This window comes from Neorhizobium huautlense, assembly GCF_002968575.1.
GTDB classification, from domain to species: Bacteria; Pseudomonadota; Alphaproteobacteria; order Rhizobiales; family Rhizobiaceae; genus Neorhizobium; species Neorhizobium huautlense.
The window spans coordinates 189,159-209,714 of the sequence record NZ_PVBM01000006.1; the positions used below are offsets into that span (position 1 = coordinate 189,159).

Sequence of the window (20,556 nt, forward strand, 5' to 3'; positions counted from 1 at the left end):
CAACGCCCCACTGCGGTACAGAATGGCGGGAAAATCCTTAGCGGTGCTTAAGAACATTATGAAATTGCCATTCTTTAAGCCTCTAAAAAAGCCTTTTCGCCCCACTCTTCCAAGTCTATTTCGTAGTAAATCTATGCAAAGAACGCGCATGGCAAATGCTTTGCTAACGACGGGGAGCACGCCGGATGATTTCAAGACGCGCGGCATTGACCTTGATAGGCGCAGCCAGCGCCGGAATGGCGCCAAAAACCTTCGCAAATTCGTCGGGCCTGTCGCCCGTCGACCTGCGTGGTTCGATCGATGTCAGCAAGCATGGCATCACGCCAGGTGGCGGCGACAGGCAGAGCCGCAAGCTCAACGAGATCATCGCCACGGCGGCCCGCCAGAACATGGCGGTCTTCCTGCCACCCGGAGACTACCAGGTCTCCAATCTCGATCTGCCCGATGGCACCCGCATCGCCGGCATGGCCGGTGCATCCCGCCTCGTCTATTCGGGCGGAGGGTATCTCATCAGGAGCGACGGCGCGCGGCGGATCGAACTTTCCAATATCGTCATCGACGGTGCGAACGGCCGGCTCGACGACCAGAGCCCGGCGCTCGTTCGGCTGACCGGTGTCGAAAACGCGATCATAGACAGTTGTGAGATCATCGGATCAGGCAAGACGGCCATCTATCTCGAACGTTCCGGCGGCAGGATCGAAAGATGTCGTATCTCGGGCGCTGCGGAATACGGTCTTTTCGCAGTCGAAAGCAGCGGCCTTTCGGTCACCGGCAATACGATCTTCGACTGCGGCAACGGCGGCATCCTGATCCACCGCTGGAACAAGGGCAAAGACGGAACCATGGTCACCGGCAACCGTCTCTACCGGATCGGCGCCACCAATGGCGGCACCGGGCAATATGGTAATGCCATCAATCTCTTTCGCGCTGACAACGTGATGGTGGCGGGCAACCACATCTCGGAGTCCGCCTTCTCCGCCATACGCGCCAATAGCGCCTCGAATGCGCAGATCGTCAACAATCAGTGCTTCGGCTCCGGAGAGACTGCCATCTATGCCGAGTTCGCCTTCGAAGGCGCGATGATTTCGGGCAATGTCGTCGACGGTGCGGCAAACGGCATCTCCGTCGTGAATTTCAATGAGGGCGGCCGACTGGCAACCATCGCCGGCAACATCGTCCGTAATCTCAAACCCATTGGTCCCTATGTACTGGACGAGGCGATCTTCGGCGTCGGCATCAGCGCCGAGGCGGATACGGCCATGACCGGCAATGTCATCGAGAATGTCCCGCTGTGGGGATTGGCGATCGGTTTCGGCCCTTACCTGCGCAACGTGCTCGCCAGCGGCAACATCGTGCGGCAGGCGAAGGTCGGCTGCGCCGTGACCGTCGTCGAGGGCGCGGGCAACGCCCTGATCGCCGGCAATCTCTTCGAACAGGTCAGGGACGGGGCGGTGGTCGGTCATCGCTGGAAACAAGCCGCCACAGCCGAACTCGGTCGTGGCGGTAATACTGGATTTAAACATCTGACGATCGAGGGAAACAGGATCCTCTGAATTTCCATCGATCTAAAACTTTCATGACTGTCCAACGCGGATTGATCTTTTGTTTTTCGCAAGCGCGCCATAGCTTGCGCCGACATTTCAAAGAGGGACGATCATGCTGAAAATCTATGGGGTCTATCGCTCGCGGGCCACCCGCCCGCTCTGGCTTGTCGAGGAACTGGGCATCCCGTTCGAGCATGTGCCGGTGATCCAGGCCTACCGCCTGCCGGAGCCGATGGCCTCGGAGGCGCCGGTCAACACGCTCTCGGCCGATTTCCTGGGCCTCAACCCGATGGGCTCAATCCCTTCCATGGATGATGACGGTTTCGTGCTGCATGAATCGCTCGCGATTTCACTCTATCTCGCCCGCAAATACGGCGGGGATATCGGTCCGAAGGACATCAATGAAGAGGCGCTGATGATCCAGTGGTCGCTTTTCGCCGCCACCAGCATCGAGACACCGGCGCTCAAAATCCAGCAAACGAAAGCGGATACAAACGACGGCAAATCGGAGATCGAGGTCGCAGCCCGCCAGCTCAAGCGGCCGCTCGATGTGCTGGAAAAGCACTTCTCCCAAAACAGCCATATGGTGGGCGGCCGATTCACCGTGGCCGACATCAATGTCGCGGAAATCGTTCGCTATGCCCAGGGACACTCGGCGCTCTTCGACAGCCGCCCTGCGCTGAAGAGGTGGCTTGAAACGTGCCAGGCCCGCCCGGCCTTCAAGGCAATGTGGGAGAAGCGTCTCGCCGAACCGGCGTAAGACCAATCATCCTTGCGTTTCCAAGGGGGACGGCAGTTCGTTCTTCAGCCACGCCCTGAACGCCTTCACCTTCGCCGGCAATCGTGCGCCGGCGCGGGTGACGAGATAGTGCCCCATGCCAGTGCGGGCGCGCACGGAAAAAGGCTCGACCAGCCGGCCCTGCTCCAGCGCGTAGGTGGCAAGCGTATGCCAGGCGAGCATGACGCCCTGCCCCGCAATCGTCGCGTCGAGGCAAAGCGAAGCATCGTTGAAGACGTGGCGGGTGGCCATGCTTGACCCGTCAAGCCCGGCCTCCTTCAGCCATATGTCCCAGGAAAACATCGAGGGGCCGTCGATGATTGCCGGCAATTGCAGGATATCCCGCGGCTCTTTCAGTCTCTCGGCCAATGCCGGCGCACAGACCGGAAACACCGTCTGCTCGATCAAGAGCTCGGCATCGACACCGGGCCAGGTGCCGGGCCCGACGCGGATGGCGAGATCGATATCGTCGGTGCCGAGGTCAGCAAGTCTTGTGGTGGCATCAATTCGAAGACGGATATCCGGATGCAGCGTGGAGAACCGGTCGAGCCGATGGACCAGGAAACGGGCCGCAAAGACCGGCGCAACCGAGATCGTCAGCAGCGTATCGTCTCGCCGCCTCCCGAGCCCGACCGCCTCTGACAAGGAGTGAAACCCGTCCGTCAGGCGGGCGAGCATGGGGCGTGCCCCGTCCACCGCCACCATGCCCCTCGGCAGGCGCTGAAACACCGGCTGGCCCAGCTGCGCTTCGGCCTTGATGACCTGCTGGCTGACGGCACCGATCGAAACGCCTAGCTCTTCCGCAGCCGCCTGCAACGAGCCGAGGCGGCCGACCGCTTCCAGAGCCCTCAATCCGTTCAGATGCATGAGGTTCAGGTTCTTCATATAGATTTTCTATATCGCTTGGTTTAAGAACTCAATTGCAAGCCATGCCTGCGGCGAGGATACTCCACCTGCAAATGATTACAAATTTGCGAAAGGTGACGATCATGACACCCCTGAAGATTTTCTTGAAGCTGAGGACCTGGTTGGAAACGACAGAAGCGTTTGCGGAGACGCAGACCTGCGACCCGCTCCGCCACCCGGATATCCAGACCATGGATCTCAGGCAGCTTGCGGACCTGCCCTTCCCTGGGACCTATCACGCCGAACCGGCAACTGAGAGACCGCAATTGGCCAAATGCGCCTGAACTAGGCCGCAGTTTCTTCCGCCAGCGCCTTCTGAACGGCAGGCCGCGCCTTTATCCGCTCGAAATGCCTCTGGACGCGCGGAAATTCGGCGATATCGACCTTATCGCCCTCAAGCCAGCCGGCTATCGTGAAAAGATAGGGATCGGCGACCGAATACTGCTCGCCCAGCACATAGGGGCCGGCAAGAAAGTCGTTCTCGATCAGGCGGAAGCACTCCGCCATGGTCTGCGGAACCTTGCGCAGCATGTCGGCATGCGAGGACGGTTCATCGGCCCAGCGGGCGCTGCGCCGCCCGTGCGCATGGGCGACGTGAACGGTCGAGGAGAGATAGGCGTTGAAGGCCTGCATGCGGGCAAACAGGAACGGATCGTCGAGCGGGGCCAATCCGGCCTCCGGCACAATCTGCGCGATGAAGGCGAGGATCGCAACGGTTTCGGTCAGCACCCCCTTGTCCGTGACCAGCGCCGGCACGCGCCCCTTCGGATTGATCTTCAGATAGGCCTCGGAGCGCTGCTCGTTTTCGGCAAACCTTATCCGCTTGACCTCATAGGGCAGGCCGGATTCGGCAAGGGCGATATGGCTTGCGAGCGCACAGGTGCCGGGAGCGACATAGAGCGTGTACATGGCATCCTCCGTTGGGGGCATCCTACGTTTGAGGATGCCCTTTTAGCACGCCCCGACCTGACGGAAAGGTCAGATCACGCCCGGAACGTCTTCCAGCCGGTACCAGACGGGAATCCCCCGCTCTGTCGCGATCCGCACGTCGTTGTCGGCACCCTTGGATTCGCCCGGCAGACGCAGCACGCCCTCGCAAAGCTGCAGCAGGCGTCCCGCCGTCGGGTGGAAAATCTCCTCGTAGAGATCATCGCCCACCCGCTTACCGCCCGCTGCATGCCAGACCGGTAGCGCCACCCATTCGCCGATCATCGGCAGGTGACCCGCCTGGAACAGGGCGTAGGACGGGGCTTCCAGCCGCTTCAGATTCTCCGCCATCTTTGCCGGATCGTCACCCGTTCCAGAACGGTAGGGGCCGGCAATCAAAATCAACATCTTCGTTTCTCCACCTTATCCGCTCGCATCGCGGAACTGCACGAAATTGCCTGATGAGCTTTACTTTTTGCCCACAATCAGGCATTCTTGCGCTTATTCATGCAATATCGTGCAGAGTCAAGAACCATGCTGACCAGCCAACGCAAAAGCCTCATCCTCGACATGCTGCGCCGGGAGGGGCAGGTCGTCGCCAAACGGGCAGCGGAAGAATTCTCACTGTCGGAGGATACGATCCGCCGCGATCTGAGGGAAATGGCGGCCGAAGGCCTGCTCCGGCGCGTGCATGGCGGCGCCATGCCGGTATCGCCGGACCTGCCGGATTTTTCTGCCCGGCGAACGGTCTCATCCGACGTGAAGCAACGGCTCGGGGTCCGGGCGGCCGGATTGGTGCGACAAGGCCAGATGGTCTTTCTCGATGGCGGCACGTCGACTGCAGAAATTGCGCGGGCTCTCCCACGCAACATCCCCTTCACCGTCGCCACCCACAGCCCGACGATCGCAGCCGATCTCGAACATCATCCGTCGGCGGAAGTGATCCTGATCGGAGGCCGGCTCTACAAACATTCCATGGTCGCAACGGGTGCTGCGGCGATGGCGCAGATCACGCAACTGCGGCCGGACATCTTCTTCCTCGGAGCCACCGCCGTCCATCCGGCGCGCGGCCTTTCGACGGGCGATTTCGAAGAGGCTGCGATCAAGCGGCACATCGCCGCCTCGTCCGCGGAAACCTACGTCCTGATCACCGCGGAAAAGCTCGACGCCTCCTCACCCTGCACGATCATGCCAGTCTCCGATCTCGCGGGCATGATCGTGGAAAAGGGGATCCAGGAGGAGCGCCTGGCGCCCTATCGCGCGCAGGGCGTCAACATCATCGAAGCTTAGGCGAACAGCGCATCGGTGACGCGGATGTCGCCGACATGCATGCCGTTCCAGTTGCTCATGGATTTGTTCGCCATCGCCAGCAGCTTGGTCTCGACCTCGCCGCCCTTTTCGAAATAGCGGGAGACCAAAGCAAAGATCATGGCCTCGGCGGCGCGCGTCGTGCCGTCCTCGCATTTGACCGCCATGGCGATCCCGTGCTCCGGCAGGGCCGCAACGAACACACCTTCTGCACCGGTCTTTGCGAAGATCCTGCCGGGCGCGACCTGCATCAGCTTGGTGCAGGCCCGGCCGGTGCCGGCGACATAGAACGGCTCGGCCATACAGGCTTCGATCAGACGGCGCGACGCCCTGGCTCGTTCGACCGAGAGCGCGGCGCCCGTCGTCATCTTTGCAAAACCGTGGGCGAGCCCCTTCAGCGGCACCGCATAGCTCGGGATCGAACAGCCGTCGATGCCGCAATTGTCGTGACCGAGCACGGTGCCGGTCAGGCTTTCCATGACGTTGCGGATCTCCCGCTGCAGCGGATGATCGTAGCCGACATAACCCTTCACGTCCGTGCCGGCGTGGACGCAGGTGCAGACAAAACCGGAATGCTTTCCAGAACAATTGTTGTGGAGCGCGCTCGGCTTGTCGAGCGAGCGAGCCTGGTGGATCAGCACATTCTGGTCGAATGCCCAGTGCGCGCCGCATTCCAGGGCGGAGTGATCCCGGCCGGCTTTGGCAAGCATGGCGGCAGCGGTCGCCACATGGGCGTCCTCGCCCGAATGGGAAGAACAGGCAAGCGCCAGCTCGACATTGCCGAAGCCGTAAGCGTCCGCCGCGCCGCTTTCGATGAGAGGCAGAGCCTGCATCGCCTTGCAGGCCGAGCGCGGAAAGACACCCGCATCCGCATCTCCGAAGGAAAAGAGGATCTTGCCCTCCCCATCCACGACCACGCCGAGGCCACGGTGGCGGCTTTCGACCAGGTTGCCTCTGGTAACTTCGACGGTAACGGGGTTTTGCATGGCCTGTCCTGAAATTGCTGTTTTCAATGATCCATATCACCGGCTCATAAACCAGTCCGGCGGGTCTTGCACGGGGCGCTTAGCATGAAATCCGTTAAACGGTTGTTTCTGATCATCTTCATCGTCTACCTGCTGCCGACCTTCGCCTCGGGGGGCTTGTGGGCGATCAAGGAAAGGCCGGCCCGCTGGAGCGAGGCGAGATGGTCGTCGGCGGGCATATTGCCGGAGGCGGGCTTGAGCGAAGACGCGGCGATCTACGTGTTTTCCGCCATGACCGGCGGATTGAAGGGTGCCGTCGCAAGCCATGCCTGGATCGTCACCAAGGCGAAGGGCGCGAAAACCTATACCCGCTACGACAAGGTGGGCTGGGGCTCGCCGATCCGCAAAAACCACCGGCCAGCGGACGCCTACTGGTATTCTAACGCGCCACAGCTCGTGGCCTCGGTCAAAGGCGCGAAAGCGGAACTGCTGATTCCGAAGATCGAGGGTGCGATTGCCGCCTATCCCTATGCGGAGCCGGGAGGCTACACGATCTGGCCAGGGCCGAACTCCAACACCTTTGTCGCCTATGTGCTGCGAACGGTACCGGAACTCGGCGCGGTATTACCGCCGCATGCGGTCGGCCGCGACTATCTCCCGGACGGGGAATTCGTCCATCTCGACGATGACTGGCGGGACCTGCATGTCACGCTGCGCGGTCTCGTCGGCTTTTCCGCCGGTGTGCGCAGCGGTTTGGAAGTGCACTTTCTGGGATTGGTGGCGGGGCTGGATTTCTCGCGGCCGGGCATCAAGGTGCCGGCCCTCGGGCGTATCGGAATTTGAAGACAGCTATGCGCAACATGCAAAACGCCCGCGGTCGAGCGGGCGTTTGACATACATGCAGTCAGATGGCGATCAGAAGCCGACGGCTTGGCGAGCAACGCGGCGGATATCGCTCTGTGCGATGCCGAGGTCGTTGAGTTCGCGCGGGGTCATACGGCCCAGTTCGGCAACCGTCTGACGGTACTTGCGCCAATTGTTGAGAGTGCGTGCGACGTTCATGATGGTTCCCCTTTCCTGGGATTTTCGAAGCTTGAGCGCCAGTCCTTGGCGCTTTCGTTTGCTTCGATGGCTGTTATATAGGCCCTCCCCGGTTGAACTGAAAGCGCACACTTGACACGTCACCCATGCGTTTTGCGCATGGGTCCTCAGATCGGGATGAAGCACCCGCCTTTCCATAATCGAAGGCGGGCGCCCCATCTCGTCTCAGGTCGCTTCAAGCACCATGTTGAGCGGCGTTTGAGCGGCCCGCCGGACATGCGTGAAGCCGCCCGACCGGATCACCTCGGTCAACCGGCGTTCGCCCGCTTGAGCGCCAAGTGCCAGTCCGGTCTCCTGGGCCAGCGAGGTGGGGACGCAGATCATCGTCGAGGCGGAGTAGTAGAGCCGGCCCACCGGATTGAGGTTTTCCTCAAGCGTGTCTCCGGCGGCAGGCTCAACGACCATCCACGTCCCGCCCTCCTTGAGGGCCTTACGGATATGAATCGCCGCAGCCTCCGGGTCGCCCATGTCGTGCAGGCAGTCGAAGCAGGTGATCAGATCGAAGTCGCGCCCTTCGAAGTCCTGGGCCCTCGCGACCTCGAAGTGCAGGTTCGCCAACCCGTGCGCCCGCGCATGGGCGGTCGCAGCAGCAATCGAGCCCGGATGGAAGTCGTAGCCCGTAAACTGCGAGCGGGGAAATGCCTGCGCCATCAGAATCGTCGACAGCCCATGGCCGCATCCGACGTCGGCGACCGTCGCACCCGCTTCGAGCTTGTCGATCACGCCGTTCAGCGCCGGCAGCCAGTCCTGCACCAGGGCATTGATATATCCCGGCCGGAACAGCCGCGCCACGGCACAGAACATGCAACTGGCCTGATCGCCCCAGGCGACGCCCCGGCCGGTCTTGAAGGCGGACTGCACCTTCGGCTGGTTCTCCACCATGGCGGCGGCGGTATCGAAAGCGCCGATCAGGTTGACCGGACTGTCCGGTTCTGCAAACACCAACGACTGCTCAGGCGTCAGCGAGAACCGCCCGCGCTCGTGATGCACATAGCCCGAGGCTGTTTGCGCCCCCAGCCATTCGCGCACGTAGCGAGGCGCACAACCGGCAGCCTCGGCAAGCTCGTCGGGTTTCGCCGGCCCGATCTCCTTGAGCGTCTTGTAGAGACCGAGCGCATCGCCGATCCGCACCAGCGGCACGCTGACTGCTCCGCCAAGGTCGCCAAGGACGCGGCCCACGAGTTCATTCAGCGTGGTTTCGTTGAGTTCTGTCATGTCGAATTCCCTCCCGGTTTTCGAGCGGCGTCCTGCTGCCCGTGGCCGGAGGATGCGCCCCGCCGCGACGGCGGGCATGAGGCGGCTGTCCCTTGCCGGCTGGAAAGTTCCCGGCTTGCAGGGACAGATGTCCCGTCGGCGCCGGGTAGCGACGGCAACCCTCGATCAGCCGGACGAACCGGACAGTGCTATGACGATCGCCTGGGAGCGGTTGTGCACCCCAAGTTTGCTGAAGATCACCGACAGCTGGTTGCGCACGGTCTTTTCGCTCTTGCCGAGGCGTTCCGCGATCGCATGGTTGTCTAGCCCTTCTGAAACGAGGTCGAGGAGCGCCGCCTCGGCCGGTGTCAGCCCAGCCTCGCGAATGGCGCGCGGCCGCACGGGGCGGTCCTGTCCGAGGAAGGCTGCAAGTTCGGCCCGAAACACGGCCCAGGCCGGCTCGTCCGGCAACAGCACATGGTTCTTGCTCTCAAGCGGCACGAAGCGTGCATCCGGGATCGCGGTTGCGAGTTTGCAGCCCTGATCGAACGGAACGCGTAAGTCGCCACGGCTATGGGCGATCAGCGTCGGGACGCGAAGCGTCGCCGCAAGATCCAGCACATCGATCCCTTGCATCTGCCAAAGCAGCTCCGCGGCGACCTCGGCCGTTGCCGTTACCCGCTCGAGGTCGCCCCACCAGCGATGCTGTTCGGGCGTTCCGTCAGGGATGAAGAGATTGGTGAAGAACTGACAGAACGCCGGGTTGTCGCGTCCCCAGCCGATGCGGATAAAATTGACAAGGGTTTCGGCTTCAAGTCGCTCAGCGTCGCTCTGAGCCCTGGTCCTTGCGCCCTGAGCGTAGGCATTCAGCAGCACCAGATGCGATACGCGTTCGGGATGCCGCCGGGCATAGGCGATCGCAAGGGCGCCGCCCTGCGAAAGACCGAGGAGGACAAAGCGCGGATCATCGATCGAGGCCGCAACGGCGTCCAGATCAGCGTGCCAGGTTTCGATCGAGAGGTCGGCGACATGACGGTCCGAGAGGCCGCAACCACGCGGGTCGTAACGCACAAACCGGTTGTTGGCCGAAAGCGCCTGGACCCAGGGCCGCCACACCGGGCTTTCGAGATCGTAATCGACATGGCTTAACCAGTGCGCGGCGCGCAGGATCACCTGCCCCTTCCCACATGACGCGACGGCGATCCGCGTGCCATCCGCCGAGGTACAGAACCTTATGGTCTGGCTGAGCTTCATGGGCCGAGAATATCGCAGCGCAAAGGTGCGGAACAGGCCCATCTCCCGAGCCAGATCGAAACGGTGCCCTGTGGCGGACAGTCTAGATCGAAACGATGAGCCTTGTCGGCCGGATAACCCCACCTCTGCCCGGGCTACAAAGGAATTGCGGTTTCATTCTTTGCAGTACGAATGATCATCATCGTGAAGAACCTTGCCACATTTGTCTCGTCCCGAAAGAGACGATCACAAAGCGCATCATATTCCTCCATATCGCGAAGATGCAGCATCAGGACGACGTCAACCTCCCCCGTTACCGCATAAGCCTGCGCCACCGCATCCTCTCTGGTTGCCCGATCGAAAAACTGGCGCATCTGCTGCTCGCCGTGCAGCTTCAATTCGACCGTCACCATTGCTTTCAACGCACGCCCGGCGCGGGCGGGATTGAGGATTGCGACAACCCTATCGATGACGCCCGTCTGGCGCAGCCGCCGAATGCGGCGCAGGCAGCTCGACGGTGAGAGCCAGACCTCGTCGGCCATATCCGCGTTCGTTCGCGATGCATCGCGCTGCAGAAGATTGAGGAGTTTCCTGTCGATCCGGTCCATACGCTTCTCCAAGGGGGCGCGAGAAGAATGCAATAAAATTGCATAACAGCGCAATATTTGACCGCAAATGCGAACGGCTCCGGTTTACACGATGGTCATCGCAGCATCGGGAAAGAGTCATGTCAGCGCTCGAATTCACCTTCCAAAAGACCAGGGAAACTTTGCAGATCTACTGGGAACTCGTTCGTATCATCGTGCCGGTTACGATCGTGACCGAAGTGATGTTACGCCTCGGCCTGATCGAGGCCATTTCGCCTGCCTTGGCGCCGGTCATGGAGGTTTTCGGCTTGCCCCCGGAACTGGGACTGGCCTGGCTGACAGGGATGCTCGTCGGTCTGTGGGGAGCGATTCCAATGATCTTCGCGCTGGTGCCGGCGTCCGCGATGACGGTAGCGGACATCACCGTTTTCTCCGCGCTTTTGCTTTTCGCGCATGGTCTGCCGATCGAGCAGAAGATCATACAAAAGGCCGGGCCGGGATTTGGCGTTACCACGCTGATCCGCGTCGCCGGCAGCATCCTCTACGCCATCATGCTTCACCATCTTCTTGCCGCAACCGGCTGGCTATCGCAGACCTTGGATCCGACCTGGATCCCGACATCCGCCTCGACCGACTGGTGGGGATTCCTTAAAGGACTGATCGAGGCGCTCGTCTTCATGTTCCTCATCCTGACGGCGCTCGCCTTTGGACTGGAGATCCTGAAATTGTCCGGGCTCATGGCTTTGCTGATGAGAACGCTCGCACCCTTTCTGCGCCTCGCCGGAATAAATGCCGAAACCGGGCAGTTCACCGCCGTCGGCCTGTTTCTGGGCATTTCCTATGGCGGCGGGCTGCTCATTCGCGAAGCGCGGTCAGGCCAGGTTTCGCCTCGCCAGGTCTTTATCTCATGCGTCTTCATGGGATTTGCCCACAGTATCATCGAAGACACTTTGATCGTCATGGCTTTGGGCGCGGATGCCATAGGCGTGTTTGTCGGAAGGATTGTTTTCGCAATCTCTGCGACCGCCCTGATTGCCTATGTCGTTCGGTCAATTCCGGATCAAAGCTTTTTTGCATGGGCATTTCGGCGAGCGGACTGCCAGACGGCAGCAGGTCTTTAGAGGGGATTAAGCCTCCGCGGACGTTCCTCTATCGCCCAGAAATGGAAAAGGGCCGCTGCTGGCGACCCTTCCATGAGTTTTGGTCCGGTTGAACGAACCCGGGCGCTTTGTAAGCCGCCCGAAGGAAGATGAAGTTCAGGCCGAGGGCTGCCCCGTCAAAACCATCACCTTTCCATTGCCCGTTACGCAGACCGAAATCTCATTAGACATTGGATCACCTTCCTTTCATTACGTTGACGATGGGATGAAGGTAGGGGCCAGGCCCTGAGTCTGCAAGGCAAGTTATGTGAACGATTGCGTATATAATTGAGTTGCCAAACGATTTTCTGGCGCTATCATTCGCGAGCTTTCAGTCGAGAGCCCCTCTCAGCCGTCCAGGTTCAACACGATCTTGCCGATATGGCTGCTGCTTTCCATCAGCCGGTGCGCCTCTACGACGTCTGCGAACGGCAAGGCAGCGTGGATGACCGGCGCGACCGTCCCCGCCTCCAGCAGCGGCCAGACCTGTCCTGAGAGATCGTCGCGAATCGCCCGCTTTTCTTCCGCCGTTCGCGGCCGCATTGTCGAGCCGGTGACCGTCAGGCGCTTCACCATGATCGGGCTGAGGTTGACCTTTTCTGCCACATTGCCGCCGAGGAAAGCGATGATCGACAGGCAACCATCCTTGGCGAGCACGGAAAGGTTCTTTTCGAAATAGGCAGCGCCGATCATGTCGAGGACGACGTCGACGCCCTTGCCGCCGGTTTCCGCCTTGACGACCTCGGCAAAGTCTTCGGTTCTGTAATCGATACCCCTGACGGCACCGAGCCTTTCGCAGGCCTGGCACTTTTCCTTCGAACCCGCGGTGGCGTACACAGTTGCGCCAAAAGCGCGGGCGAGCTGGATCGCCGTGGTGCCGATGCCGCTCGTGCCGCCATGGATCAACACGCTTTCACCTTCGGTGAGGCCGGCCATCTGGAAAAGGTTTGCCCAGACGGTAAAGAAGGTCTCGCAGAGGGCTGCGGCCATGACGGCGTCATATCCCTTTGGCCAGGGCAAAGCTTGGCCGGCCGGCACGGCGCAGAATTCCGCATAACCGCCGCCATTTGCGAGCGCGCAAACCTTGTCGCCGATCCCGAAATCGCTCACACCTTCACCCAGCGCGACCACTTCGCCGGCAATCTCCAGCCCAAGAACGGGGCTGGCATCCTTCGGCGCCGGATAATTGCCGCTGCGCTGCGCTACATCCGGCCGGTTGACGCCCGCCGCCCCTACCCTCACCAGGATCTCTCCGGGCCGCACCGCCGGCAGAGGTCCGGTCGCAAGCACCATCACTTCAGGCCCGCCGAAAGTCGGCAGATCGACGAAACGCATTTGCGCGGGAAGCGGCATGGCGGAACTCCTCTCAGTGGCTTGCCACTGACTTAGGACAGTCTGCCACCGACGGGAAGGCGACGTTCCGCCGCGCGGCTACTTTGCATCGCCGAAAATTGCGAAAACGAGGCCGCCGTCGTTGTCCTTGGCCTCCGCCTTGACGGCGGCAATCTCGGCGCCGATGCGGCTGACATCATCAAGCAGCAGGCCCTGCGGCAGTTCGAGCACGCCGATCGAGCAGCGAAGCAGGGGGAAGTCGCGTTCCTCGCCGAAACGGTCGTGCCCGCGGATTTTTCCGGCAGCCCGTTCTTCCGAGGAATAAAGCTCGATCACATCGTCATGGAAATCGGACAGAAGGCGCTCGAGGATCTCCGTCAGTTCGTCCCGCGTCCAGTCGCGCACGCCGATGAAGAAATCGTCGCCGCCCACATGGCCGAGGAAATCGTCATCCGAGAAAAAGTAGCGCCTCACCAGCGCCGCAAACAGCGAGATCGCGTGATCGCCCATATGGAAGCCGTAGTGATCGTTGAACGGCTTGAAATGGTCGAAGTCACAATAGCAGAAGAAGCGGGTCTGTTCGTCGTCGCGGCCGGCTTCCTGCATGAAGTCGCGGATGGCGCGGTTGCCCGGCAGGCTCGTCAGCGGGTTCTGGTCCTGCGCGATCTTCAACTGCTTTTCGTTGACGACCTTGATGAGCGAGGCAGCCGAAACGACCCCGGCGTAACGCATGTTCTCCGTCAGGATGACGCAGGCGCTGTTGTCCATATTGGCAAACAGGCTCATTAATTCCTCGGCTTCCGCGTCGAGCCCGATGATTGGCGCGCGGTCGACGAAATGGGCGATGGTGCGCTCGTAGACCTTATTCTTCAAAAGGTCGCGGCCGAACGGCTGATAGATATATTCCTTGAGGTGATATTCGTTGATGACGCCGCGCGGCTCGCCATTGGCATTGAGGACGGGGAAAAAGGCCTGGCGGGGATTGCGGCGGAAAAGTTCGAAAACGCTGTCAATGCTTTCGTTCTCGTAGACGGTCGGCAGGTGCTCGATCTGCTTGCGGATGAGGATCTCGTCGAGCGACTGGCTGGAGCGGCGGGAACGGCCGATATCGGCAAGATAGGGAAACGACGGCTGTAACTCGCTGACAAAGGTGGTCGGTCGGGCGATGAACCAGCCCTGGACGAGGTCGACGCCATATTCGCGACACGCAAGGAATTCCGCCTCAGTCTCGATGCCCTCGGCAATCACCCGGATGCCGAGTACATGCGCAATGTTGACGATGTTCTTCACCAGGTGCCGCTTACGCGGATTGCGGTCGATGCCGGCGACGAAATGGCGGTCGATCTTGAGATAGTCGACCGGATAGTCGCAAAGCAGCTTCATCTCGCCATGGCCGACACCGAAATCGTCGATCGCAAGCTTGAAACCCTCCTTGCGCATCTGCGTCACCAGATCGGCAAATTCGGGTACGCTGGTATTGTCGAACCGTTCGGAAAACTCGAAACAAACCGAAGACGGCGCGATATTGGCCATCCGCAGGTGCTGGACGACCTTTTCGAGGAAGAGCTGGCCGTGCGGGATCAGCCGGACATCGAGATTGAGGAAAAGCGTTGCGGAGGAATAGTCGGGAACGCTTGCAAATTTTGCAAGAGCCCGGGTCGCCATCATCTGCTCCAATGCCAGAAGCTGGCCGATCTCATGCGCCTGGTCGAGAAGTTCGGGCGGAGAAGAAAAGCCGATCCGCTCCTGGCCCCGCAGCAGGGATTCATGACCAAAGACGGAGCCCGTGCCGATCTCGACGATCGGCTGGAAAGCATTTTCCAGAACCAGCTTCCCCAGCGCGACCAGCTGATCGCTTGCGTATCGACGGAAAACGCCCGGTTCCAAAATGGCCGCAGACGACATTACTCATTACCCCACGCGCAATGGCCTAAAATTGCAGGTGAAGCTCCCACCAATTCCTCAAGAATCCCTTTCCCGAGGATGAAAGTTTTGTGACGATGAAAGATGTTTTTATTCAATATTTTGGGGAGTTTGGCAAGCGTGGCATCCGGCTATGGGCGGTTGCTAAGCGCCCGACGTAATATCGTCAGATGCAGGCTGCTCCTTCGTCGGTTCCCAAAGCTCGACCGGATTGCCTTCGGGGTCGTGAATGCGAGCAAAGCGACCAACTTCCGAATCCCACTCGGTGCGAGTTTCCACCGTGATCCCGCTCGCCGTCAGGCTTGTTATGAACCCATCAAGGTCATCAACCCGAAAGTTGATCATCCATTGCTGTCCTGCTCGTCCAAAATAGTCGGTATTTTCAGAGAACGGACCAAAAATTGTTGCTCCTGCCTGTTGTTGCCATACGGACTTGTGCAGGTCGTCAATTCCAAGATGTTTCTCGTACCATTCGGCAAGCCCTACCGGGTCGGCCGCTTTGAAAAACACACCACCAATTCCAACGATCTTCGGCACGCAATTTCTCCCCTAACGTGGGAAGACAATGCCGCCGAGGGCATTCACATGCAACTCCAGATCGACCAAGGCGGCCTTCTGAGGCGGGTGGAGCGACCTTCTTCCTTGGGCATTTCGATTTCAGCAACTTCCCAATCACCCCCATCCGCGCTTTTGGGACAGGATGGTTCGCAATCCCTTCTTGATTGGCGACGGGATCAAAAATAACTCAATCTGGTGAGAAGACCGTCGCCAGAGAGTCGATTCCGCCAATGACCAAACCCAATATTCTGATCATCATGGTCGACCAACTGAACGGGACCTTGTTTCCGGACGGTCCGGCGGAGTGGCTGCATGCGCCGCATCTCAAAAGCCTGGCGGCGCGTTCGGCCCGATTTGTCAACAACTATACCTCTTCGCCGCTCTGCGCGCCGGCGCGGGCTTCCTTCATGGCCGGGCAATTGCCGAGCCGAACCCGCGTCTACGACAATGCTGCGGAATATGTTTCCTCGATCCCGACCTATGCGCATCACCTGCGCCGCGCCGGATATTACACCGCGCTGTCGGGCAAGATGCATTTCGTCGGGCCAGACCAGTTGCACGGCTTTGAGGAGCGGCTGACGACGGACATCTATCCGGCCGATTTCGGCTGGACCCCGGACTACCGAAAGCCTGGAGAGCGGATCGACTGGTGGTATCACAATCTCGGCTCGGTGACCGGCGCGGGCGTTGCCGAAATCACCAACCAGATGGAATATGACGACGAAGTCGCGTTCCTCGCCAACCAGAAGCTTTATCACCTCGCCCGCGAGCGTGACGATGCAGCCCGTCGGCCCTGGTGCCTGACCGTTTCCTTCACCCATCCGCACGACCCCTATGTGGCACGCAGAATATTCTGGGACCTCTATGAGGATTGCGAGCACCTTCTGCCGGAAGTTGGCGAGATCCCGCTCGCCGAACAGGACCCGCATTCCCAGCGCATCATCTTCTCCTGCGATTACAAAAACTTCGACGTGACGGACGAACATATCCGCCGGGCGCGCCAGGGCTATTTTGCCAACATTTCCTATATCGACGAGAAGGTCGGCGAACTGATCGATACGTTGACCCGCACACGGATGCTTAACGATACCTTCATCCTGTTCTGCTCCGACCACGGTGACATGCTGGGCGAGCGGGGGCTGTGGTTCAAGATGAATTTCTTCGAAGGATCGGCGCGCGTGCCGCTGATGATTGCCGGGCCGGGTATCTCCCCTGCCCTCCTTGCAGCGCCGGTTTCCAACCTCGACGTCACGCCGACACTCTGCGATCTGGCCGGAATTTCGATGGACGAGATCAAGCCCTGGACGGATGGCGAAAGCCTGAAGCCGGTCATCGATGGAGGCATCCGCTCCGCACCGGTGCTGATGGAATATGCGGCAGAAGGCTCCTACGCGCCGCTGGTCGCCATCCGCGAGGGGAAATGGAAATATGTCCATTGCGAGCTCGATCCGGAGCAGCTTTTCGATCTCGATGCAGACCCGAAAGAGCTGAACAACCTTGCCGCCGATCCGGCCTATGCGAACGTGCTGGAAGATTTCAGAGCCAAGCGGAGGGCCAAGTGGGACATGGGCGCATTCGATGCGGCCGTGCGGGAAAGCCAGGCACGGCGCTGGGTGGTCTACGAGGCGCTTCGCAACGGAGCCTATTATCCTTGGGACCATCAGCCATTACAAAAGGCATCCGAGCGCTACATGCGCAACCATATGAACCTCGACAATCTCGAGGAAGCCAAACGCTACCCGCGCGGAGAATGAGATGAAAGCCCAGCCGATCGCCAGCCATTTCATCGATGGCGAATATGTCGAGGATACCGAGGGCACTCTCATCGAAAGCCTCTACCCGGCAACCGGGGAGGTGATTGCCCGGCTGCACGCGGCAACGCCTGCCATCGTCGAACGGGCGATCGCCGCGGCCAAACGCGCCCAGCCGGAATGGGGGGCAATGAGCCCGACGGCGCGCGGGCGTATCCTCAAACGCGCCGCGGAGATCATGCGGGAGAGGAACCGCGAGCTTTCCGAACTTGAAACGCTCGACACCGGCAAGCCGATCCAGGAGACGATCGTTGCCGACCCGACCTCCGGTGCGGACAGTTTCGAGTTCTTCGGCGGGGTGATCGCCGCGGGCATGAACGGCAGCTATATCCCTCTCGGCGGCGATTTTGCCTATACCAAGCGTGTGCCGCTCGGCGTCTGCGTTGGTATCGGCGCCTGGAACTACCCACAGCAGATTGCGTGCTGGAAAGGTGCGCCGGCACTTGCGGCCGGCAATGCCATGGTCTTCAAGCCGTCTGAGAACACGCCGCTCGGGGCGCTGAAGATCGCCGAGATTTTGCATGAAGCGGGCCTTCCCAAGGGACTCTACAACGTCATCCAGGGCGACCGGAATACCGGGCCGCTGCTGGTCAACCACCCGGATGTGGCGAAGGTTTCGCTGACCGGTTCTGTGCCGACCGGGCGCAAGGTGGCGGCAGCGGCTGCCGGGAGCCTGAAACACGTGACGATGGAACTTGGGGGTAAGTCGCCGCTGATCGTTTTTGACGATGCCGATATCGAGAGCGCCATCGGCGGCGCCATGCTCGGCAATTTCTATTCGACCGGGCAGGTCTGCTCCAACGGCACGCGCGTCTTCGTGCAGCGGAATATCAAGGACGAGTTCCTGTCGCGACTCAAAGAGCGGACGGAGAAGATCGTGATAGGCGACCCGATGGATGAGGCGACCCAGCTTGGACCAATGGTCTCGTTCGACCAGCGCCAGAAGGTGCTTTCCTATATCGACAAGGGCAAGGCTGAGGGCGCGACGCTTCTGACGGGAGGCGGCATTCCCAACCACGTCACCGGCGAGGGTTATTACGTGCAGCCGACCGTGTTTGCGGACGTCACCGACGATATGACTATCGCCCGCGAAGAGATTTTCGGGCCTGTGATGTGTGTGCTCGATTTCGACGACGAAGAAGAGGTGATCGCCCGCGCCAATGCGACCGAATTCGGCCTGTCGGCCGGCGTTTTCACCGCCAACCTTTCTCGCGGCCATCGCGTGGCGGATCAGCTTGAAGCCGGCACATTGTGGATCAACACCTACAATCTCTGCCCGGTAGAAATTCCCTTCGGCGGCTCCAAGCAGTCCGGCTTCGGGCGCGAGAATTCGCTTGCGGCGCTGGAACACTATTCGGAATTGAAGACGGTCTATGTCGGCATGGGCAATGTCGAGGCGCCGTATTGAGGTTGACGGAATGAAAAGCGCAGATTTCGTCATTGTCGGTTCCGGCTCGGCGGGCTCGGCGCTCGCCTATCGTCTGTCGGAGGACAGCAAGAACTCGGTGATCGTCATCGAGGCGGGCGGATCGGATTTCGGGCCATTCATCCAGATGCCGGCGGCGCTTGCCTGGCCGATGAGCATGAAGCGCTACAACTGGGGTTATCTTTCAGAACCCGAGCCGAACCTCAACAACCGACGCATCACTGCGCCGCGCGGAAAGGTGATCGGCGGGTCATCCTCAATCAACGGCCTCGTTTATGTCCGCGGCCATGCGGAAGACTTCAATCGCTGGGACGAGCTTGGGGCGACCGGCTGGGCCTATGCGGACGTGCTTCCCTATTTCAAGCGCATGGAGACGTCCGAGGGTGGCGAAGAAGGCTGGCGGGGCACCGACGGACCGCTGCATGTCAAGCGAGGGCCGGTGAAGAACCCGCTCTTCCACGCCTTCATCGAAGCCGGAAAACAGGCCGGCTTTGAGCTCACCGACGATTACAACGGCTCGAAGCAGGAAGGCTTCGGGCTGATGGAACAAACAATCCACAATGGCCGGCGCTGGTCTGCCGCCAACGCCTATCTGAAGCCGGCGCTGAAACGGCCGAATGTCGAAATCGTCTATGGCTTCGCCAACAGGGTCGTCATCGAGAATGGCCGCGCGGTGGGCGTGGAGATCGAGCGCCGGGGGGGCGCCGAAACCATCATGGCCGATCGCGAGGTGATCATTTCGGCCTCCTCCTTCAATTCGCCGAAACTGCTGATGCTTTCCGGCATCGGTCCGGCGGAGCATCTGAAGGCTATGGGTATCGAGGTGAAGGCGGATCGGACTGGCGTCGGTGCCAACCTGCAGGACCATATGGAATTTTATTTCCAACAGGTCTCCACGAAGCCGGTGTCGCTTTATTCCTGGCTTCCCTGGTTCTGGCAGGGAGTGGTAGGCGCGCAATGGCTGCTTTCCAAAGGAGGGCTCGGCGCTTCCAACCAGTTCGAGGCATGCGCCTTCCTGCGCTCGGCACCCGGCTTGAAGCAGCCGGACATCCAGTACCATTTCCTGCCAGTGGCGATTTCCTACGACGGCAAGGCAGCAGCAAAAAGCCACGGCTTCCAGGTCCATGTCGGCTATAATCTGTCGAAATCACGTGGAAACGTGACGCTTCGCTCGCCCGACCCCAAGGTGGATCCGGTTATCCGGTTCAACTATATGAGCCATGCGGAAGACTGGGAAAAATTCCGCCACTGCGTGCGGTTGACCCGTGAAATCTTCGGCCAGAAGGCCTTCGACCAGTATCGTGGTCCGGAGATCCAGCCCGGCGAGCACGTCCGGACCGACGAGCAGATCGACGCCTTCTTGCGCGAGCATCTGGAGAGCGCCTACCACCCCTGCGGCACATGCCGCATGGGCCGCGCCGACGATCCGCTTGCCGTCGTCGACCCGGAATGCCGGGTGATCGGCGTGGAACGATTACGCGTTGCCGACAGTTCGATCTTCCCGCATGTCACCTACGGCAATCTCAACGGTCCTTCGATCATGACGGGGGAGAAGGCCGCCGACCATATTCTTGGCAAGCAGCCCCTGCCCCGCAGCAATCAGGAGCCCTGGGTCAATCCACGGGCCGCGGTAAGCGACCGGTAGTCAGTTGGCCAAGAATATAGGGAATGCAAATTCTGGGAAGATTTGCCCGAAACCGTTGATTTTCGCGCGACCAGCAACATGGAATGAACACCGGCACTCGCTCAGTCTGTCGAGATAAGATGAATACTATCGAAAAAATTTCGGGTGGCTGTCAGCAGCTCAGGCCAGGGGCGAGAAAG

20 protein-coding genes are annotated in these 20,556 nt (G+C 60.5%); 9 read left to right on the top strand and 11 right to left on the bottom strand.

The window, feature by feature from the left end:
• The first annotated feature begins 185 nt into the window (after nt 1–185).
• Nucleotides 186–1,553: a TIGR03808 family TAT-translocated repetitive protein gene (locus C5L12_RS09460; RefSeq protein WP_105371782.1), complete on the top strand. Its 1,368-nt coding sequence runs from the start codon at nt 186–188 to the stop codon at nt 1,551–1,553.
• A gap of 103 nt (nt 1,554–1,656) precedes the next feature.
• Nucleotides 1,657–2,304 carry a glutathione S-transferase family protein gene (locus tag C5L12_RS09465; RefSeq protein ID WP_105371783.1) on the top strand — a complete coding sequence of 216 codons (648 nt, stop codon included), beginning with the start codon at nt 1,657–1,659 and terminating at the stop codon, nt 2,302–2,304.
• A 6-nt stretch (nt 2,305–2,310) separates the two neighbouring features.
• On the opposite strand, the gene C5L12_RS09470 is transcribed toward C5L12_RS09465, so the two are convergent.
• Nucleotides 2,311–3,207, bottom strand: a complete 897-nt coding sequence (locus C5L12_RS09470) for a LysR substrate-binding domain-containing protein (RefSeq protein ID WP_105371784.1) — start codon at nt 3,205–3,207, stop codon at nt 2,311–2,313.
• Nucleotides 3,208–3,311: 104 nt separating this feature from the next.
• Between C5L12_RS09470 and C5L12_RS09475 the strand changes: the two genes are divergently transcribed.
• Entirely contained in the window at nt 3,312–3,512 is a 201-nt protein-coding gene (locus C5L12_RS09475; RefSeq protein ID WP_105371858.1) for a hypothetical protein, read from the top strand.
• A 1-nt stretch (nt 3,513) separates the two neighbouring features.
• Here the strand turns inward: C5L12_RS09475 and C5L12_RS09480 are convergent, their stop codons facing one another.
• Nucleotides 3,514–4,137, bottom strand: a complete 624-nt coding sequence (locus C5L12_RS09480; protein WP_105371785.1) for a glutathione S-transferase family protein — start codon at nt 4,135–4,137, stop codon at nt 3,514–3,516.
• A 69-nt stretch (nt 4,138–4,206) separates the two neighbouring features.
• The gene (locus C5L12_RS09485) at nt 4,207–4,563 is read right to left on the bottom strand and encodes a DUF4406 domain-containing protein (protein WP_105371786.1); all 357 of its coding nucleotides are present in this window, start codon (nt 4,561–4,563) and stop codon (nt 4,207–4,209) included.
• A 126-nt stretch (nt 4,564–4,689) separates the two neighbouring features.
• On the opposite strand from C5L12_RS09485, the gene C5L12_RS09490 reads away from it, so the two are divergent.
• Entirely contained in the window at nt 4,690–5,445 is a 756-nt protein-coding gene (locus C5L12_RS09490; RefSeq protein ID WP_105371787.1) for a DeoR/GlpR family DNA-binding transcription regulator, read from the top strand.
• Here C5L12_RS09490 and C5L12_RS09495 read toward each other — a convergent pair.
• Nucleotides 5,442–6,449 carry an asparaginase gene (locus C5L12_RS09495; protein ID WP_105371788.1) on the bottom strand — a complete coding sequence of 336 codons (1,008 nt, stop codon included), beginning with the start codon at nt 6,447–6,449 and terminating at the stop codon, nt 5,442–5,444. The two genes, C5L12_RS09490 and C5L12_RS09495, sit on opposite strands and share 4 nt — an antisense overlap.
• Nucleotides 6,450–6,533: 84 nt before the next feature.
• Here C5L12_RS09495 and C5L12_RS09500 point away from each other — a divergent pair, with 84 nt between their 5' ends.
• Nucleotides 6,534–7,271 (top strand): DUF3750 domain-containing protein, encoded by a 738-nt coding sequence (locus tag C5L12_RS09500; RefSeq protein WP_105371789.1) that lies wholly within the window; start codon nt 6,534–6,536, stop codon nt 7,269–7,271.
• Nucleotides 7,272–7,343: 72 nt separating this feature from the next.
• On the opposite strand, the gene C5L12_RS09505 is transcribed toward C5L12_RS09500, so the two are convergent.
• The 4 genes from C5L12_RS09505 to C5L12_RS09520 form a co-directional block, all read right to left on the bottom strand.
• Entirely contained in the window at nt 7,344–7,490 is a 147-nt protein-coding gene (locus C5L12_RS09505) for a DUF1127 domain-containing protein (protein WP_105371790.1), read from the bottom strand.
• 204 nt (nt 7,491–7,694) lie between these two features.
• Nucleotides 7,695–8,744 carry a class I SAM-dependent methyltransferase gene (locus tag C5L12_RS09510; protein WP_105371791.1) on the bottom strand — a complete coding sequence of 350 codons (1,050 nt, stop codon included), beginning with the start codon at nt 8,742–8,744 and terminating at the stop codon, nt 7,695–7,697.
• Nucleotides 8,745–8,909: 165 nt separating this feature from the next.
• A complete protein-coding gene (locus C5L12_RS09515) occupies nt 8,910–9,977 on the bottom strand; it encodes an alpha/beta fold hydrolase (RefSeq protein ID WP_105371859.1) in 1,068 nt (355 codons plus the stop codon).
• 134 nt (nt 9,978–10,111) lie between these two features.
• Nucleotides 10,112–10,564, bottom strand: coding sequence for an Lrp/AsnC family transcriptional regulator (locus C5L12_RS09520; protein WP_105371792.1), 453 nt, complete (start codon nt 10,562–10,564; stop codon nt 10,112–10,114).
• 119 nt (nt 10,565–10,683) lie between these two features.
• Here C5L12_RS09520 and C5L12_RS09525 point away from each other — a divergent pair, with 119 nt between their 5' ends.
• The gene (locus C5L12_RS09525; protein ID WP_105371793.1) at nt 10,684–11,664 is read left to right on the top strand and encodes a nucleoside recognition protein; all 981 of its coding nucleotides are present in this window, start codon (nt 10,684–10,686) and stop codon (nt 11,662–11,664) included.
• 366 nt (nt 11,665–12,030) lie between these two features.
• On the opposite strand, the gene C5L12_RS09530 is transcribed toward C5L12_RS09525, so the two are convergent.
• The 3 genes from C5L12_RS09530 to C5L12_RS09540 all read right to left on the bottom strand — a co-directional run bounded on the left by C5L12_RS09530 (nt 12,031) and on the right by C5L12_RS09540 (nt 15,474).
• The gene (locus C5L12_RS09530; protein WP_105371794.1) at nt 12,031–13,035 is read right to left on the bottom strand and encodes an NAD(P)H-quinone oxidoreductase; all 1,005 of its coding nucleotides are present in this window, start codon (nt 13,033–13,035) and stop codon (nt 12,031–12,033) included.
• Nucleotides 13,036–13,113: 78 nt separating this feature from the next.
• Nucleotides 13,114–14,919 carry a bifunctional diguanylate cyclase/phosphodiesterase gene (locus C5L12_RS09535; RefSeq protein ID WP_105371795.1) on the bottom strand — a complete coding sequence of 602 codons (1,806 nt, stop codon included), beginning with the start codon at nt 14,917–14,919 and terminating at the stop codon, nt 13,114–13,116.
• 162 nt (nt 14,920–15,081) lie between these two features.
• On the bottom strand, nt 15,082–15,474 hold the full coding sequence (locus C5L12_RS09540; protein WP_105371796.1) for a VOC family protein: 393 nt from the start codon (nt 15,472–15,474) through the stop codon (nt 15,082–15,084).
• 251 nt (nt 15,475–15,725) lie between these two features.
• On the opposite strand from C5L12_RS09540, the gene betC reads away from it, so the two are divergent.
• From betC to betA, 3 genes are read left to right on the top strand one after another with little or no spacing between them, the layout of a single operon-like run.
• Entirely contained in the window at nt 15,726–17,249 is a 1,524-nt protein-coding gene (gene betC / locus C5L12_RS09545; protein ID WP_105371797.1) for a choline-sulfatase, read from the top strand.
• A gap of 1 nt (nt 17,250) precedes the next feature.
• The gene (gene betB, locus C5L12_RS09550; protein WP_105371798.1) at nt 17,251–18,714 is read left to right on the top strand and encodes a betaine-aldehyde dehydrogenase; all 1,464 of its coding nucleotides are present in this window, start codon (nt 17,251–17,253) and stop codon (nt 18,712–18,714) included.
• Between the two features lie 10 nt (nt 18,715–18,724).
• Nucleotides 18,725–20,377 carry a choline dehydrogenase gene (betA, locus tag C5L12_RS09555; RefSeq protein ID WP_105371799.1) on the top strand — a complete coding sequence of 551 codons (1,653 nt, stop codon included), beginning with the start codon at nt 18,725–18,727 and terminating at the stop codon, nt 20,375–20,377.
• Nucleotides 20,378–20,556 lie beyond the last annotated feature (179 nt).

Bases quoted from the DNA above. Each gene is read 5' to 3' on its own strand.
- C5L12_RS09480 (WP_105371785.1), bottom strand. From the start codon at position 4,137: ATGTACACGCTCTATGTCGCTCCCGGCACCTGTGCGCTCGCAAGCCAT.
- C5L12_RS09505 (WP_105371790.1), bottom strand. From the start codon at position 7,490: ATGAACGTCGCACGCACTCTCAACAATTGGCGCAAGTACCGTCAGACG.
- C5L12_RS09490 (WP_105371787.1), top strand. From the start codon at position 4,690: ATGCTGACCAGCCAACGCAAAAGCCTCATCCTCGACATGCTGCGCCGG.
- C5L12_RS09460 (WP_105371782.1), top strand. From the start codon at position 186: ATGATTTCAAGACGCGCGGCATTGACCTTGATAGGCGCAGCCAGCGCC.
- C5L12_RS09500 (WP_105371789.1), top strand. From the start codon at position 6,534: ATGAAATCCGTTAAACGGTTGTTTCTGATCATCTTCATCGTCTACCTG.
- C5L12_RS09465 (WP_105371783.1), top strand. From the start codon at position 1,657: ATGCTGAAAATCTATGGGGTCTATCGCTCGCGGGCCACCCGCCCGCTC.
- C5L12_RS09525 (WP_105371793.1), top strand. From the start codon at position 10,684: ATGTCAGCGCTCGAATTCACCTTCCAAAAGACCAGGGAAACTTTGCAG.
- betA (WP_105371799.1), top strand. From the start codon at position 18,725: ATGAAAAGCGCAGATTTCGTCATTGTCGGTTCCGGCTCGGCGGGCTCG.
- C5L12_RS09485 (WP_105371786.1), bottom strand. From the start codon at position 4,563: ATGTTGATTTTGATTGCCGGCCCCTACCGTTCTGGAACGGGTGACGAT.
- C5L12_RS09515 (WP_105371859.1), bottom strand. From the start codon at position 9,977: ATGAAGCTCAGCCAGACCATAAGGTTCTGTACCTCGGCGGATGGCACG.
- C5L12_RS09530 (WP_105371794.1), bottom strand. From the start codon at position 13,035: ATGCCGCTTCCCGCGCAAATGCGTTTCGTCGATCTGCCGACTTTCGGC.
- C5L12_RS09495 (WP_105371788.1), bottom strand. From the start codon at position 6,449: ATGCAAAACCCCGTTACCGTCGAAGTTACCAGAGGCAACCTGGTCGAA.
- C5L12_RS09475 (WP_105371858.1), top strand. From the start codon at position 3,312: ATGACACCCCTGAAGATTTTCTTGAAGCTGAGGACCTGGTTGGAAACG.
- C5L12_RS09470 (WP_105371784.1), bottom strand. From the start codon at position 3,207: ATGAAGAACCTGAACCTCATGCATCTGAACGGATTGAGGGCTCTGGAA.
- C5L12_RS09510 (WP_105371791.1), bottom strand. From the start codon at position 8,744: ATGACAGAACTCAACGAAACCACGCTGAATGAACTCGTGGGCCGCGTC.
- betC (WP_105371797.1), top strand. From the start codon at position 15,726: ATGACCAAACCCAATATTCTGATCATCATGGTCGACCAACTGAACGGG.
- C5L12_RS09535 (WP_105371795.1), bottom strand. From the start codon at position 14,919: ATGTCGTCTGCGGCCATTTTGGAACCGGGCGTTTTCCGTCGATACGCA.
- betB (WP_105371798.1), top strand. From the start codon at position 17,251: ATGAAAGCCCAGCCGATCGCCAGCCATTTCATCGATGGCGAATATGTC.
- C5L12_RS09520 (WP_105371792.1), bottom strand. From the start codon at position 10,564: ATGGACCGGATCGACAGGAAACTCCTCAATCTTCTGCAGCGCGATGCA.